The 13,987-nt window shown below is 66.5% G+C and carries 15 protein-coding genes and 1 pseudogene; 12 read left to right on the forward strand and 4 right to left on the reverse strand.

From position 1 onward, the window contains the following. Window positions 1-315: 315 nt before the first annotated feature. Window positions 316-612, reverse strand: coding sequence for a cupin domain-containing protein (locus ACTJLD_RS13940; RefSeq protein WP_021160319.1), 297 nt, complete (start codon window positions 610-612; stop codon window positions 316-318). Between the two features lie 434 nt (window positions 613-1,046). Here ACTJLD_RS13940 and ACTJLD_RS13945 point away from each other — a divergent pair, with 434 nt between their 5' ends. The 4 genes from ACTJLD_RS13945 to ACTJLD_RS13960 all read left to right on the forward strand — a co-directional run bounded on the left by ACTJLD_RS13945 (window position 1,047) and on the right by ACTJLD_RS13960 (window position 5,244). Further along, window positions 1,047-1,994 (forward strand): ABC transporter ATP-binding protein, encoded by a 948-nt coding sequence (locus ACTJLD_RS13945; RefSeq protein ID WP_027789763.1) that lies wholly within the window; start codon window positions 1,047-1,049, stop codon window positions 1,992-1,994. 3 nt (window positions 1,995-1,997) lie between these two features. Next, window positions 1,998-2,759: an ABC transporter permease gene (locus tag ACTJLD_RS13950; RefSeq protein ID WP_021160316.1), complete on the forward strand. Its 762-nt coding sequence runs from the start codon at window positions 1,998-2,000 to the stop codon at window positions 2,757-2,759. A gap of 160 nt (window positions 2,760-2,919) precedes the next feature. Beyond that, window positions 2,920-4,341, forward strand: a complete 1,422-nt coding sequence (locus tag ACTJLD_RS13955) for an MFS transporter (RefSeq protein WP_440659043.1) — start codon at window positions 2,920-2,922, stop codon at window positions 4,339-4,341. A 201-nt stretch (window positions 4,342-4,542) separates the two neighbouring features. Next, a complete protein-coding gene (locus ACTJLD_RS13960; protein ID WP_440659045.1) occupies window positions 4,543-5,244 on the forward strand; it encodes an MBL fold metallo-hydrolase in 702 nt (233 codons plus the stop codon). Between the two features lie 46 nt (window positions 5,245-5,290). Here the strand turns inward: ACTJLD_RS13960 and ACTJLD_RS13965 are convergent, their stop codons facing one another. Continuing rightward, window positions 5,291-5,521 carry a hypothetical protein gene (locus tag ACTJLD_RS13965; RefSeq protein ID WP_027790668.1) on the reverse strand — a complete coding sequence of 77 codons (231 nt, stop codon included), beginning with the start codon at window positions 5,519-5,521 and terminating at the stop codon, window positions 5,291-5,293. A gap of 209 nt (window positions 5,522-5,730) precedes the next feature. On the opposite strand from ACTJLD_RS13965, the gene ACTJLD_RS13970 reads away from it, so the two are divergent. The 5 genes and pseudogenes from ACTJLD_RS13970 to ACTJLD_RS13990 form a co-directional block, all read left to right on the forward strand. Then, window positions 5,731-6,162: a YciI family protein gene (locus ACTJLD_RS13970; RefSeq protein ID WP_060206654.1), complete on the forward strand. Its 432-nt coding sequence runs from the start codon at window positions 5,731-5,733 to the stop codon at window positions 6,160-6,162. 140 nt (window positions 6,163-6,302) lie between these two features. Then, window positions 6,303-7,109, forward strand: coding sequence for a DinB family protein (locus tag ACTJLD_RS13975; RefSeq protein WP_175755632.1), 807 nt, complete (start codon window positions 6,303-6,305; stop codon window positions 7,107-7,109). Beyond that, entirely contained in the window at window positions 7,106-7,900 is a 795-nt protein-coding gene (locus ACTJLD_RS13980) for an alpha/beta fold hydrolase (RefSeq protein ID WP_440659048.1), read from the forward strand. Before ACTJLD_RS13975 ends, ACTJLD_RS13980 begins: the two co-directional genes overlap by 4 nt. A gap of 79 nt (window positions 7,901-7,979) precedes the next feature. Next, window positions 7,980-8,858 (forward strand): alpha/beta hydrolase, encoded by an 879-nt coding sequence (locus ACTJLD_RS13985; RefSeq protein ID WP_196486475.1) that lies wholly within the window; start codon window positions 7,980-7,982, stop codon window positions 8,856-8,858. Between the two features lie 11 nt (window positions 8,859-8,869). Next, window positions 8,870-9,103, forward strand: a pseudogene (locus tag ACTJLD_RS13990) (aldo/keto reductase); the annotation flags it as partial. A gap of 94 nt (window positions 9,104-9,197) precedes the next feature. On the opposite strand, the gene ACTJLD_RS13995 reads toward ACTJLD_RS13990, so the two are convergent. Together ACTJLD_RS13995 and ACTJLD_RS14000 are read right to left on the reverse strand one after the other, a co-directional pair. Beyond that, on the reverse strand, window positions 9,198-9,431 hold the full coding sequence (locus ACTJLD_RS13995) for a hypothetical protein (RefSeq protein ID WP_059698488.1): 234 nt from the start codon (window positions 9,429-9,431) through the stop codon (window positions 9,198-9,200). Between the two features lie 207 nt (window positions 9,432-9,638). Then, window positions 9,639-10,538, reverse strand: a complete 900-nt coding sequence (locus ACTJLD_RS14000) for a hypothetical protein (protein ID WP_059620307.1) — start codon at window positions 10,536-10,538, stop codon at window positions 9,639-9,641. Between the two features lie 78 nt (window positions 10,539-10,616). On the opposite strand from ACTJLD_RS14000, the gene ACTJLD_RS14005 reads away from it, so the two are divergent. From ACTJLD_RS14005 to ACTJLD_RS14015, 3 genes are all read left to right on the forward strand, one after another. Then, window positions 10,617-10,955, forward strand: coding sequence for a helix-turn-helix domain-containing protein (locus tag ACTJLD_RS14005; RefSeq protein WP_021160302.1), 339 nt, complete (start codon window positions 10,617-10,619; stop codon window positions 10,953-10,955). A 24-nt stretch (window positions 10,956-10,979) separates the two neighbouring features. After that, a complete protein-coding gene (locus ACTJLD_RS14010) occupies window positions 10,980-11,471 on the forward strand; it encodes a hypothetical protein (protein ID WP_440659052.1) in 492 nt (163 codons plus the stop codon). A gap of 521 nt (window positions 11,472-11,992) precedes the next feature. Beyond that, the gene (locus ACTJLD_RS14015; RefSeq protein ID WP_060197380.1) at window positions 11,993-13,921 is read left to right on the forward strand and encodes a S53 family peptidase; all 1,929 of its coding nucleotides are present in this window, start codon (window positions 11,993-11,995) and stop codon (window positions 13,919-13,921) included. Window positions 13,922-13,987: the final 66 nt, after the last annotated feature.

Genomic DNA, 13,987 nt, shown 5'->3' on the forward strand with positions numbered 1-13,987 from the left:
AGTCCGACTGGCCCCGCGGATAGGCGTCTCATCAATTGGTCTCCATCCGTACGCTTGATTCGTTATCGTGATGCGTCGTTTGACGAGACTATGATCGGACGATTCCTACAAGTAAATGGATGCAGAGTTCCAAACGGCCGAAACCGCGCAATCGCAGTGCGTGCCGGGGATTTGACAGATTTTCAAACAGCCTTCAATTTATTTGCTCAGACAAATACATGGCCCGTATAACACGCGTTTGAATAACCATGGCCGATCCGCGCTCTGCCTTGCCTGCCGGCCCTCGACGATCCGCCTGCATGCTGCAGCGCAACCTCATACGTCGACGATCGCGAGCGTGCCGTGGCTGCCCGGCAGCACCGCGTGAGGCGTGCCGGCAAGCGCCAGGTACATTTGCCCGGCCTCGACGACGACCGTCTCGCCCCCGACCTCGAGCATCATCCGGCCGTCGAGCACCAGCAGCCCCTCGTTGTAGTCGTGCACTTCCGCTTCGTAAGCCTGCGCATCCATGCGCAGCACCTTGATCCTGGCCGGCCCGACCTCGCCGACGATCGTGGATTTCCACGCGACGGCCTGCGCGGCCGCCACGGATTTGAAATCGATCAAAGACATGCGTTCCGCTCCGTAAACGATGAAAGGAACGCATTATCGCGAGCGCGGCGCGCGCCGTCCCGGTACGGCGCGACGGCCTTCGGGCGGCACAGTCGGCCGGACGGCCGCGCCGCCGCCGGACGGACACGCGATCGCATCCCCGTTCGCATAAGACGGCACGCATTGTTCAACCGCCGCAAATAAAACACCACGTTATTGGGTAATGCGCCGTCAATTCACGCCAATCCAGCACCGGCAACGCTCGCCCTTTCCACGAGAATGCATTTCCATCTGTCGATTGCTAATATGGCGATCCTGCGATCCCGCACCACAACGCCGTTCGACATGACGCCCGTTCGCCATGCCGTCCCCGGTCCCGGCCGCTTCGCAGCGGCGCCGGCGCCGGGCACGCGCGGCGCACACCGTTGCGCCGGCCGGCCGTGCCATCCGTGAGCATGCAACCGATCCTTTCCGTCTCCGACCTCTCCAAGACTTACGCGTCCGGCTTCCAGGCGCTGAAGCACGTGACCCTCGACATCCGCCCCGGCGAGATCTTCGCGTTGCTCGGGCCGAACGGCGCCGGCAAGACGACGCTGATCGGCTCGATCTGCGGCATCGTCACGCCGACCTCAGGCCGCGTAACGGTCGGCGGCCACGACATCCGCGATCACTACCGCGCGGCCCGCGAAATGATCGGCCTCGTGCCGCAGGAGCTGACGACCGACGCGTTCGAAACCGTCTGGGCAACCGTGTCGTTCAGCCGCGGCCTGTTCGGCAAGGCGCCCGATCCCGCGCATATCGAGAAGACGCTGAGGGCGCTGTCGCTGTGGGACAAGCGCGACAACAAGCTGATGACGCTGTCGGGCGGCATGAAGCGCCGCGTGATGATCGCGAAGGCGCTGTCGCACGAGCCGCGCATCCTGTTCCTCGACGAGCCGACGGCCGGCGTCGACGTCGAGCTGCGCCGCGACATGTGGAAGCTCGTCGATTCGCTGCGCGAAAGCGGCGTGACGATCCTGCTGACCACGCACTACATCGAGGAAGCCGAGGAAATGGCCGACCGGATCGGCATCATCCTCGGCGGCGAGCTCGTGCTCGTCGAGGAGAAGCGCGAGCTGATGCGCAAGCTCGGCAAGAAGCAGCTCACCGTGCAGCTCGAGCACCCGCTTGCGGACGTGCCGCCCGCGCTCGCGCCGTTCGGCCTCGAACGCGCGGACGACGGCGCAGCGCTCGTCTACACGTACGACTCGCAGCGCGACGATGCGAGCATCGCGACGCTGATCAACGCGCTCGGTTCGGCCGGCATCGGCTTTCGCGACCTGCATACGACGCAGAGCTCGCTCGAGGACATTTTCGTCAGCCTGATCGACAACCGCCGCAACGGCGTGCAGCAAGGAGCCTGACGCATGAATCTGCATGGAATCCGCGCGATCTACCGCGCCGAAATGGCCCGCACGCGCCGCACGCTGATGCAGAGCATCATCGCGCCGGTGATCTCGACGTCGCTGTATTTCGTCGTGTTCGGCTCCGCGATCGGCTCGCGCATCAGCGACGTGAACGGCATCGGCTACGGCTCGTTCATCGTGCCGGGGCTCGTGATGCTGTCGCTGCTGTCGCAGAGCATCTCGAACGCGTCGTTCGGCATCTACTTCCCGCGCTTCACGGGCACGATCTACGAGATCCTCTCCGCGCCCGTGTCGTACTGGGAGATCGTGATCGCGTATGTGGGCGCGGCCGCGTCGAAGTCGATCCTGCTCGGCGTGATCATCCTCGCCACGGCCGGCCTGTTCGTGCCTCTGCACATCCTGCATCCGTTCTGGATGGTGCTGTTCCTCGTGCTGACGGCGGTCACGTTCAGCCTGTTCGGCTTCGTGATCGGCATCTGGGCCGACAGCTTCGAGAAGCTGCAGCTCGTGCCGCTCCTGATCATTACGCCGCTCACGTTCCTCGGCGGCAGCTTCTACTCGGTCGACATGCTGCCGCCCGCGTGGCGCGTCATCACGCTGTTCAACCCGATCGTCTACCTGGTCAGCGGCTTCCGCTGGTCGTTCTACGGGCTCGCCGACGTGCACGTGTGGATCAGCCTCGCCGCGACCGGGCTGTTCCTCGTGATCCTGCTGGCGATCGTCGCGTGGATGTTCCGCACCGGCTACAAGCTGAAGAACTGATGCAAAGCGGCCGCACCCCGCGCCGCCGCCGATGACGCATTTGGGCAAGCAGGCGGCGTTTTTCCTCTGATGCGGCATTTTGTGGTCGCGTCTACTGAAGACGAAGCATCGGGGCCGCGAAGCACGCGCTTCGCGGCCCCTTTTCATTTCAGAGGACGCCATGCCCGCCGCCACCGCTCCCGCCTCCTCCGCCGCCCGGCTCGAACGCCTGCCGTTCTCCGGCTATCACAAGCGGATCTTCTTCATCATCGCGATCGCGTTCTTCTTCGACTCGGTCGACCTCGGCACGATGACGTTCGTGCTCGGCTCGATCCGCAAGGAGTTCGGCCTGTCGACCGCGGCCGCCGGCCTCGTCGCGAGCGCGAGCTTCTTCGGGATGGTGCTCGGCGCGGCCGTCGCCGGCCTGCTCGCCGACCGCTTCGGCCGCCGGCCGGTATTCCAGTGGAGCATGATGCTGTGGGGCGCGGCCTCCTACCTGTGCTCGACCGCGCAGAGCGTCGACGCGCTGATCGTCTACCGCGTGCTGCTCGGGATCGGGATGGGGATGGAATTCCCGGTCGCGCAAACATTGCTGTCCGAATTCGTGCCGACCGAGAAGCGCGGCCGCCTGATCGCGCTGATGGACGGCTTCTGGCCGCTCGGCTTCATCACGGCCGGCATCGTCGCGTACTTCGTGCTGCCGCAGTTCGGCTGGCGCACGGTGTTCGCGCTGCTCGCGATTCCCGCCGTGTTCGTGCTCGTCGTGCGCCGGATCGTGCCCGAATCGCCGCGCTGGCTCGAGCATGCGGGCCGGCACGCGGAAGCCGACACGGTGATGCACACGATCGAGGCGAAGGTGATGCGCTCGGCCGGCGTCACGACGCTGCCGCCGCCGTCGCGGCTTGCGGAACCGATCGTGGCACGCGGCCACGGCGCGCTGCGCGAGATCTGGAGCGGCGTGTATCGTCGCCGCACGGTGATGGTGTGGCTGCTGTGGTTCTTCGCGCTGCTCGGCTTCTACGGCCTCACGTCGTGGCTCGGCGCGCTGCTGCAGCAGGCCGGCTTCGAGGTCACGAAATCGGTGTTCTACACGGTGCTGATCTCGCTCGGCGGCGTGCCGGGCTTCCTGTGCGCCGCGTGGCTCGTCGAACGCTGGGGGCGCAAGCCGACCTGCATCGCGTCGCTGATCGGCGGCGGTGCGATGGCATACGCATACGGCCAGAGCGCGCTGTACGGCGGCAGCACGACGCTGCTGATCGTCACCGGCCTCGCAATGCAGTTCTTCCTGTTCGGGATGTGGGCCGCGCTGTACACGTACACGCCCGAACTGTACGGCACCGGTGCGCGTGCGACGGGGTCGGGCTTCGCATCGGCGATCGGGCGCGTCGGCTCGCTGATCGGGCCTTACGTGGTCGGCGTCGTGCTGCCGGTGTTCGGCCAGGGCGGCGTGTTCACGCTCGGCGCGCTGTCGTTCGTCGCGGCGGCCATTGCAGTGTGGACGCTCGGCATCGAGACGAAGGGGCTCGCGCTGGAACAGCTCGCGGCAGGCGACGAAGCGGGCGGCGGCGGCCGGTATGCGGCAGCGGCCGACAAGATGTCCTGAGCGCCGCATCGACGACCCGGGCATGCTTTCCGGCCGGCATGGCGTTCAGCGCCGTGCCGGCTGCTGCGTGAACTGACAGGATTCGCGCCTGGCGCGGCGCTGCTAGACTGCGTCGAGGCACCGTGTCGCGCGCCCCTGGTGCATCGCGGCGCGCGCGATCGGGGTGCCCCGCCCCCCACTGCCCGCGCAAGGACCGCCTCGATGGACACCGCCCGTATCGAAGAAATCCGCAGCGGCCTGTTTCGCGCAACGACCTACATCGACAAGCTGAAGCTCGGCTTCAGCCAGTTCTTCGTCCGGTCGCCCGACGGCGACGTCGTCTGCATCGAAACGGGCACGCGTTCCAACTTTCCGCAACTGAGCGCGAGCCTCGCGACCGTCGGCATCGCGCCGTCGATGGTGAGCAGCGTGGTCGTCCCGCATTTCGAAGTCGACGAGATGGGCGCACTGCCCGACTTCCTCGCGGCCAATCCGGCGCTCGTCGCGTATGCGCATCCGATCTGCACGCACGGGCTGGCCGATATCTTCGGCGTGCGCGCGAAGCCGCTGAAGGACGGCGAGTCGACGACGATCTCCGGCGTCGACGTCGTGCCGATCTTCACGAAGCATGTCCATCAATGGGATGCGCTCGTCGTGTATCTGCCGGCGTACAAGGCGCTGCTGTCGTCGGACATCCTGATGCGCTTCGGCGACGAAGCCGCCGACGACCCGCTGCCGGCCATCCTCGATTCGATCCGGCGCTCGGGCTACCTGCCGTCGCTCGCACACTTGGCGAGCGCGCTGCGCCGGATCCAGACGCTCGATCTCGACGTCATCCTGCCGATGCACGGCCCGGCCATCACACACGACATCCCGCGCGTGGTCGCCGGCGCGATCGCGCATTGCGAGGCCGCCGCCGCGTAAGCCGCGGTGGCGGCAACCCGGACGACGGTCCGGCAGGTTGTTCCGGTCAGGCGCCGGCGACGACGAACTCTTCGGCCGCCTTGCGCTGAACCGCGGCCATCACCGCCAGTTCGCGCTTGCTGCGCGCATCGCCGGACACGACACCCGTCGCGTTCTTCGCCTTCGCGCCCAGCGGGAAAAAGACAAACGACGCGCCGGCCGGGGCCGCCGGTTCCGCGCGCAGGCGTTTGTTCAGGATTTTCAGGTACTTCTTCTTCGACACTTCCTTAGCAGCCATGGCACCCTCCGCGTGAACGTGGTGAGGACCAGCATAACAGTTTTGGCAAAGGGCTCCGCCGCATCGCCCGCCGGTGCGTGCGTCCCCGAATATTCGTCGGGCCAGATGTCGATTCGCGTCGCCGTCGCGCGTCGTGTTGTCGTAACCGATCGTTTTTGCCGTCGGCGCGGCCGGCGGCGCCCCCTGATTCCTTTCAAGGAGATACGACCATGCGCGTCCTGGTAATCGTCAAGGCCACCGCCGATTCCGAATCCGGCCGGATGCCCGACCCCGAAATGATCGCCGCGATGGGCCGGTTCAACGAAGAACTGGCGCAAGCCGGCATCCTGCTCGCCGCCGACGGGCTGCACCCGAGCATGCGCGGCAAGCGCGTGCACTTTGCCGGCAGGAACCGCACCGTCATCGACGGCCCGTTCGCGGAAACGAAGGAACTCGTCGCCGGCTTCTGGCTGTGGCAGGTGAAATCGATGGAAGAAGCGGTCGAATGGGTGAAGCGCTGCCCGAACCCGATGCCCGGCGACTCCGACATCGAGATCCGCCCGCTGTTCGAGGCCGAGGATTTCAGCCCGGCATTCACGGCCGAGTTGCAGGAACTGAAAGCGCAGCAGAGTGCGCAAGCCGAGGCGGGGAAACACGCGTAAGACTGGCGGCGTCAGGCGGTCTTGCGTGACCGCCGGGCGCCGGCAACGCTTGATGCAGCGCATCGCGCACATCCCGCCGTTGACGCTACCGGCCGAGTAACGTATCGTTTTGAGACGTTACTCGGCCGATTCTTTCCATCATGCATTCCCGTTTCGACCGCTTCCGCACCACCGCGCTCGGCGCCCAGCTCGAAGCACTGATCGCTCAACCCGAGCGCTACGTCGAATTCGCGGCGCTGTCGCGCGTGGGCGTCGCCGCGATCGGCGCGATCCAGCACGAGATCGCGCTGAAATTCCCCGAAATCGAAACCGACACGACGGCCCGCCAGTTTTGCGGCGCGATGGTCGCGGACGTCATGCGCCGCCACGGCCACGACGTCGTGCAGGCGCGCGGGCGGCTCGGCGGCACGCTGTTCAGTTACGGCGCGGTGTTCAGCGCGCATCCGCAGTTGCTGCCGTTCGCCGGTGTCGTCGCCGCGCTGGCGCAACTGCCCGATCGGCTCGCCGCGTATGCGGCGCACGTGCCGGCCGCACTGCGAACGCGCCGCCCCGACGGCACGGGCTTCTCGCTCGTCGAGCATGCGTGCCACCTGCGGGATCTCGACGCGGTATTCGCCGAACGCATCGACGCCGTACGCACCCTCGACCTGCCGGTGATCGCCTCCGTCGACGGCACCGCACTCGCCGCGCAACGCGACTATCTCGCGCAGCCGCTCGACGCGGCGGTCGCGGCATTCCGCACGGGCCGTGCGGCGCTGTGCACAGTCGCCGCCGCGCTCGATCCCGCGCAGCGCGCACGCTGCGGGCTGCGCGACGGCATCCGCCGCATGTCGCTCGACGAACTCGTGCGCGAACTGCTCGACCACGACCGCACGCACGTGCTCGAACTCGACGAACTGCTCGCCGAACTCGCATTGCCGCCCCTTCCTTGCCCGCCCGCGCCATGACCCAGCCCACGCCCGTCGTCTTCATTCACGGTTTCATCGGCACGCTCGACGTCCGCGGATGGAACGGCCCGCATCTCGCGCCCGACCTGCTCGGCTACGGCGCATATCGCGCGGTGCCGTTCGACGCGATCTCGCTCGCCGCTCAGGTCGAGCATGTGCGCCAAACCGTCGATGCTCACTTCGGCGCGCAGCCGGTCGATGTCGTCGGCCACTCGGTCGGCGGCGCGATCGCGATGCTGTTCGCGCATGCGCACCCGGAACGCGTACGGCGGATCGTCAACGTCGAAGGCAACTTCACGCTCGACGATGCGTTCTGGTCGGCGTCGGTCGGCCGCATGACGCCCGGCGAGGCCGACGCGATGCTCGACGGGCTGCGCGCCGATCCGCTCGACTGGCTGCGCGGCGCGATCGACGCGCCGTCGCCGGGCCAGCTCGACGACGCCTGCCGCTGGCTCGCGCATCAACCTGCATCGACGCTGCGCGCGATGGGCCGCGCCGTCGTCGCGACGACGGGCGAACCCGGCTACCTGCAGGCGCTCGAGCAAGTGTTCGAGCGTCATCCCGTCCGGCTCGTCGCCGGCGAACGCTCGCGCGCGGGCTGGCACGTGCCCGACTGGGCGCTCGCGCGCTGCGCCGGCTTCGACACGATCGCAGGCTGCGGGCACTTGATTCCGGCCGAGCGGCCGGATGCGTTTCGCGATGCAATCGGGCGCATCCTGGGCGCAGCAGGCATCTCCGGTCGTCAGGCAGGGAAGATGTCGAAACCGTATGATTCGCCGAAATTTGGTTGAAAGGCGCGGTTGCTAGAGTCACCGGAACAGGGTTTTCCCGGCGTCCGGCGCCGGACTGGGTCGACACATGCAAGGATCGATGCACCTGGCACGTACCTTCTGGCTGCTTCTGCTGCTGGCCGTCACGAGCCCTGCCTTCGCGTTTCATGCGCGGGTCGTCGCGATCCCGAGCGCCGCGATGAGCGAGACGCTGAAGGCGACGATCGTGCTGCCCGACGATTACGCGCGCGACAACCGCGGCAACGAGCGCTATCCGGTCGTCTATCTGCTGCACGGCTCGGGCGGCGACCATACCGACTGGACGTCGAACACGCACATCGCCGCGCTCGCCGACCGCTATCACGTGATCCTCGTGATGCCCGACGGCGGGCACGAAAGCTGGTACATCGACAGCCCGTTCGATTCGGGCAGCCGTTACGAAACCTTCATCGGCGATGAAGTCGTGTCCTACGTCGACCTGCATTTCCGTACGATCGCGACGCAGCACGCGCGCGCGATCACCGGGCTCAGCATGGGCGGCTTCGGCGCACTGCGCATCGCACTCGACCGGCCCGAGACGTTCGGCGCGGTCGGCAGCATCAGCGGCGCGGTCGATCCGCGCTGCTGCGCGGACGAGCCGGGCATCGACCACGTGTTCGGCGATCCCGAACGCCATTCGTCATTCTGGAACCGCAACGTGATCGTCGAAAGCGCGCGCGCGTTCGTGCGCGCCCATCTCGACCTGGCGATCGATTGCGGCCGCGACGATTCTTTCGTCGGCTCGAACCGCACGCTGCACGAACGACTGCTCGCGCTCGGCGTGCCGCACGACTACACGGAGCGGCCCGGCGGTCATACGTGGGATTACTGGGCGAATGCGATCCGCTACCAGATGCGGTTCTTCGCGACCTCGTTCCAGCATCGCGGTTACGCGTACCATCCCGCACCGGCTGTGCCGGAGATGACGCGCGCGGGCTGACGCGTACGCCGCGCGGCACGCCATCGGTGCCGTTCGCGCTCGCATGGGTCATGAAGAATCGCATCGTCGGCTCGACGATCGCGGGGCCGCGCACCGAAGCGCATCGGGACAGTGACATCGATGCGCTGACGCTCGGACTCGGCCCGGACGACGCACGGTTCGTCGATTCGCTCGTGCCGCCCGGGCACGCATTGACGCACGGGCATACCGATCCCGGCTATCCGGTCGAAGGCCGCAAGGTCTGAAATCTGAACGGGACGAATGAGATGCCGGGCTGCCCTGCCCGGCATGAAGAGGCATGCGCGTCACTCGACGCGCGGACACGTGGAAGCGGCGGAATCAGCTGTCGTGCGCAGTGGTATCGGCGCCGACCACGCGATCGAAGAACTCCTGCGCACGCGCCAGCTCGGCGAGCGCGCGATCGAGGCGCGACATCGCGCGCGCGTATTCGGCCGACGAGCTGTCGTCGTCGCTTTCGCCGCGCACGGCGCGAAAGGCCTGATCGACGTTGCGCGTTGCTTCGACGAAGCGTTGCGCGGCCCGGGCTTCCCGCGAACAGATGTGGGTCGACATCGACACTTCTCCCTCAGGGTTGCAGTGTGAAGCACGCCGACGCCCCGTGTGCGTGGTGCGCATGTCGGCAGCGTGAACCACGACCCGTCGATCGTCGACGCATCGGCCGCCGCGCAGCGCGCTTCGAGCCGATTGTCCCTCTGCACTCGCCGCTCCGCTATGGCGAGATTGCAACAAATTCTTGCGCGACGTGCCGCGCGCGATTCGTCACGCGCGCCCGATGCGCGGATGTGCAAGGCCCGCGAACGCGGCCGCTTCGCCCGGCGACAGGTCGAACAGGTCGCCCGTGAGATCGCGCGGATGCTCGGCCGCCGGCCGGTTGCGCAAACGCGCCACGTGCGTGGGCGCCACATACGCGGCCGCCGTTTCGATCGGCGGCACGTCGAACAGATCGCGCGTGACGCCGCGCACGGCGTCCGTCGGCGAACGGCCGCGCAAGCGCGCGACGAGTTCGACGAAACGATCGAAATCACCGGCGCGCGTCGCCTTGTTCACTTCCGCGAGATCGCGCGCCTTCAGCACGCACGGCTGGGCGAGCCGCACGAAATACGGTGCCTCGAGCTCGACCGACAGCGCGAGCGGATAGCTCTTGCCCGTCTGCTCCTTCGCTCGCCCGACGCAATCGACCACGGCCGCGCCCTGCGCGGCGCCGAGCGCCTTGCCGGTGCTCACGCTGCGCAGGTGATCGGGAAACACGCGCAATTGCGTGCCGACCGTCAGCGCGGTGGAGGACGCGCAGACGAGCGCGTAATGCTGTTCACGGCGCCGGCCGGACGGCAAGGTCGAGCGGCTCGCGATGAAGGTATGCGGCGGCAACGGCCGCACCTGCCCGCTCGCGTCGATCCAGGCATTCCACAACAGCGCGTCCTTGCGCTCGCCCGCGCGCGGGCGCGACGCGACCGGCGAGAACAGCGCGAGCAGCGAGCCCGTGCGATGCGCGGCGATCTGCGCGCTGTTGCCGAGCGGCTGGTTGATGCCCCACAGAAAACGCCCGCCCCCGAGCCGGCGCTCCCATTCCTTGCGGAGCACGACGGTCGGCAGTTCCTCGCCGGACTCGGTACCGATCTTGGTCCAGCAGAACGTGGGTGGGAGGTGTTTCAGTGTCATCAACTTTCTCGGGATACAGCCTCGCTGGTGACAGCAAGCCCATTCAACAGCCGTAACTGTATAGGTATAATGCATCGCATGGAAGCCCCGGACCAAGATTTTCCCGTACAAGACCTGTTGCGCCGCCTGCTGGCAGATACACGCTCGTCCAGCGAAATAGCGCGACTCTCCGGGGTCAGCCAGCCGACCGTATCGCGCCTGAGGCTGTCGAACGGGCATCGGCTGCGCCGCAGTGCGCCATTCAATAAGCTATGCAATTTCTACGGCGTCGATACCGAGCCATCGCGCCGCCAATACAACGACCTGTTGCGCGACGCGATCGTCGACGCGTGGGACGGATCGGACGAGCACGGCCGCGCGCTGCTGGTCGTGATCCAGGGGTTGAAGGGATTGCAGGCCAAGGCGGACGACGGATGATCGCCGGACCATGATGCACGGCACATGGCGCGCGACCTGCGCGCCGCCGCTGCGGGAATCGGGAAAGCCGGCAAGAAGGAAAAGAAGATGCCGTGCAACACCCGGCGTGCGATCCGCCCGGCTTCAATCGAAGGGAATCGAGCGCTGTGCCGCACGCGTGCTCTCCAGCCACACACCGACAAGGAAACCTCGAGAGCCGGTTTCAGAACGCCGCCGCGAAATGACAGCGGCCGCACCGGTTCTCGGCATCGCCTGCGCTGCGCCTGCATTGCGTCAATATCTCACTCGTCAATGATGACGAATGACTTACATAATCGTTTTCCGTTTATAAAAAACACCCTGAGAAGCGATTATCTAAACTTTTTAAACCTAATCAAAAAAAGTTTGACTCGCCGTTTTCTTTCTTGCTATCTTTCCCCGCAAGCAATATCGCCGGGAAATCGAATCCGCATCCGGAAATCAATGGCCCGACAATCAACTTCCGTTTTTATTACGTTTAAAACGAGAAGTAGCTGATTCGTAAGCCGCGGCACCCGCTCGCAACACACAGCTCCCGCTTCACCGGTCATCCCGTTCCGCTTCTGGCGGAAGAGGACGATGTCGACATCTCTCCCGGTTGACCGGGACATTCGATCTCGCCCGCAGCACCTCACACGAAACACGCACACCACGTCGTCGCTCGACCATGTATTGCCTGCTTATACGGATTTCATTCATTGGATTCCTAATTAAGTGATAACGCAGCGAAGCATCCGCAACAGCAGATCGAAGGGAAACAGATGGTCGGCACACGCGCCGTTGCTGCGACGCGAGCCGGCACGATAGCAGGCCGTGCGCGGGATCGATGTTCGCGATACGCGAATCCGACACCCGGGCCGGCCTCCGATCTTGATGGTGGGAGGGGGAGGAAAACTTATGTCGCCGTGAATCACGCCGGTCGGTCCGGTCTTGCGTCAGGTTGCATGCGCCGCCCTGCCGCTACCCGCGATCCGGGTCGCGCGCTGCACCGGTTCTTCGTCGAAATCTCGGAGCTCACAATGCAGAGAACTCAGCACGTCAATCGCACACTCTCGCAACGCTTTGCCCTCGCCGCACTGCCGCTCGCGGTAGCCGCCACGCTGGCGCCGCTGCCCGCCCAGGCCGCAACCAGCTGGGTGCCGACCCGCACCGCCGCTTTCCTGCTGTCGAATGCGCCCGCCGCGGCTGCTTCGGCCGCCTCGCAGGCCCAGCCTGCGTACTCGCTCAACAGCATCGGCACGCCGGCGCTCACCGACACGCACGTCACCCCGCTCGAACTGAGCCAGCCGCTGCATGTCACCGTGGTGCTGAAGAACCGCAACACCGACCAGCTCGACGCGTTCCTGCGCGACGTCAACCAGCCGGGCAGCGCGAACTACCGCAAGTACCTGACGCCCGCGCAGTTCAAGGCGCGCTTCGCGCCGACCGACGACCAGGTCGCGGCCGTCGTGGCCCACCTGAAGGCAAACGGCTTCAGCAACGTCACGGTGTCGGAGAACAACACGCTGGTCTCCGCCGACGGCAACGCGACCAACGCACAAAACGGCTTCCACGCGAGCATCAAGCGCTTCAACTATCGCGGCAAGCCGGTCTTCGCGAACGATTCGGCCGCGTTGATCCCGGCGTCGCTCGGCCCGGTCGTCGATGCGGTGCTCGGCCTGCAGAACGCCGCGGTGCCGCACCGCCTGCTCCACCGCTTCGCGCCGGCCGCCGCCATCGAGCCGAACAAGATCGCGAAGAACGCAGCCGCCGCGTCGCAACAGGTCGGCCACCAGCCGACCGATTTCGCGAAGATCTACGATGCGAGCGGCCTGCCCGCCGCGACCAACACCACGGTGGGCATCATCACCTGGGGCGACATGACCCAGACCATCGCCGACCTGAACACCTTCACGCGGAATGCCGGCCTGCCGACCGTCAACACGGCCGTGGTCGCGGGCGGATCGGGCACGCTGGCCGACGACGGCGATCCGGGCGAATGGGATCTCGACAGCCAGGACATCATCGGCACGTCCGGCGGCGTCAAGCAGCTGATCTTCTACTCGGCGGTGAACGGCGACAGCAACGACAGCGGCCTCACCGACGCGACGCTGACCGCGGCGTACAACAAGGCCGTGACCGACAACAAGGCGACCGTCATCAACGTGTCGCTCGGCCTCGACGAAACCGCCGCGAACTCGGACGGCTCGCTCGCCGCCGACGACGCGGTGTTCAAGCAGGCCGTCGCGCAGGGCCAGGTCTTCTCGGTCTCGGCCGGCGACGCGGGCGTCTATCAATGGTCGACGTCGCCGCAAGGCGCGCCCGGCTACATCGGCACGTACAACGGCACGTCGGTCAGGACGACGATCAACCTGTCCAAGTACAGCGTGTCGTCGCCCGCGAGTTCGCCGTATGTCGTCGCGGTCGGCGGCACGACGCTCTCGACCACCGGCACCACGACGTGGGCAGGCGAAACCGTGTGGAACGAAGGCGTCGCGTACGCGGATCTCGACAGCAACGGCAACCCGGTCGACAACGCCGTGCGGATCTGGGCCACAGGCGGCGGCGTGAGCGCGTTCGAAACCGCGCCGAGCTGGCAGACGGCCGCGCTCGGCAGCACGGTGACGAAACGCGTGGTGCCCGACGTGGCGTTCGACGCCGCGCAATCGACGGGCGCGTACATCGTCATCAACGGGCAGACCAACCAGCTCGTCGGCGGCACGAGCCTCGCTTCGCCGATCTTCGTCGGCGGCTGGGCGCGGGTCGAATCGGCGAACAACAACAGCCTCGGCCTGCCGACGTCGGCGTTCTACCAGAACTTCCCGACCAATACGTCGCTGCTCCACGACGTGACCTCGGGCAACAACGGTTATAGCAGCCACGGCTATACCGCGAAGGCCGGCTGGGACGACGATACGGGCTTCGGCAGCCTGGACTTCGCGAAGGTCAGCGCGAGTTCGGCGAAGTAAGCCCCCGGCGCGATGCGGTGCGGCGAAGGTGCCGCACCGCATCGCCCATGCAACGCGACATCGCGC

Origin of the sequence: Burkholderia sp. 22088 (assembly GCF_052045915.1) — a bacterium.
Lineage (GTDB): Bacteria > Pseudomonadota > Gammaproteobacteria > Burkholderiales > Burkholderiaceae > Burkholderia > Burkholderia cepacia.

What these genes read in the sequence shown, in the direction of transcription:
- ACTJLD_RS13940 (WP_021160319.1), bottom strand. Translation starts at nt 612, where the DNA reads ATGTCTTTGATCGATTTCAAATCCGTGGCGGCCGCGCAGGCCGTCGCG.
- ACTJLD_RS13945 (WP_027789763.1), top strand. Translation starts at nt 1,047, where the DNA reads ATGCAACCGATCCTTTCCGTCTCCGACCTCTCCAAGACTTACGCGTCC.
- ACTJLD_RS13950 (WP_021160316.1), top strand. Translation starts at nt 1,998, where the DNA reads ATGAATCTGCATGGAATCCGCGCGATCTACCGCGCCGAAATGGCCCGC.
- ACTJLD_RS13955 (WP_440659043.1), top strand. Translation starts at nt 2,920, where the DNA reads ATGCCCGCCGCCACCGCTCCCGCCTCCTCCGCCGCCCGGCTCGAACGC.
- ACTJLD_RS13960 (WP_440659045.1), top strand. Translation starts at nt 4,543, where the DNA reads ATGGACACCGCCCGTATCGAAGAAATCCGCAGCGGCCTGTTTCGCGCA.
- ACTJLD_RS13965 (WP_027790668.1), bottom strand. Translation starts at nt 5,521, where the DNA reads ATGGCTGCTAAGGAAGTGTCGAAGAAGAAGTACCTGAAAATCCTGAAC.
- ACTJLD_RS13970 (WP_060206654.1), top strand. Translation starts at nt 5,731, where the DNA reads ATGCGCGTCCTGGTAATCGTCAAGGCCACCGCCGATTCCGAATCCGGC.
- ACTJLD_RS13975 (WP_175755632.1), top strand. Translation starts at nt 6,303, where the DNA reads ATGCATTCCCGTTTCGACCGCTTCCGCACCACCGCGCTCGGCGCCCAG.
- ACTJLD_RS13980 (WP_440659048.1), top strand. Translation starts at nt 7,106, where the DNA reads ATGACCCAGCCCACGCCCGTCGTCTTCATTCACGGTTTCATCGGCACG.
- ACTJLD_RS13985 (WP_196486475.1), top strand. Translation starts at nt 7,980, where the DNA reads ATGCACCTGGCACGTACCTTCTGGCTGCTTCTGCTGCTGGCCGTCACG.
- ACTJLD_RS13995 (WP_059698488.1), bottom strand. Translation starts at nt 9,431, where the DNA reads ATGTCGACCCACATCTGTTCGCGGGAAGCCCGGGCCGCGCAACGCTTC.
- ACTJLD_RS14000 (WP_059620307.1), bottom strand. Translation starts at nt 10,538, where the DNA reads ATGACACTGAAACACCTCCCACCCACGTTCTGCTGGACCAAGATCGGT.
- ACTJLD_RS14005 (WP_021160302.1), top strand. Translation starts at nt 10,617, where the DNA reads ATGGAAGCCCCGGACCAAGATTTTCCCGTACAAGACCTGTTGCGCCGC.
- ACTJLD_RS14010 (WP_440659052.1), top strand. Translation starts at nt 10,980, where the DNA reads ATGGCGCGCGACCTGCGCGCCGCCGCTGCGGGAATCGGGAAAGCCGGC.
- ACTJLD_RS14015 (WP_060197380.1), top strand. Translation starts at nt 11,993, where the DNA reads ATGCAGAGAACTCAGCACGTCAATCGCACACTCTCGCAACGCTTTGCC.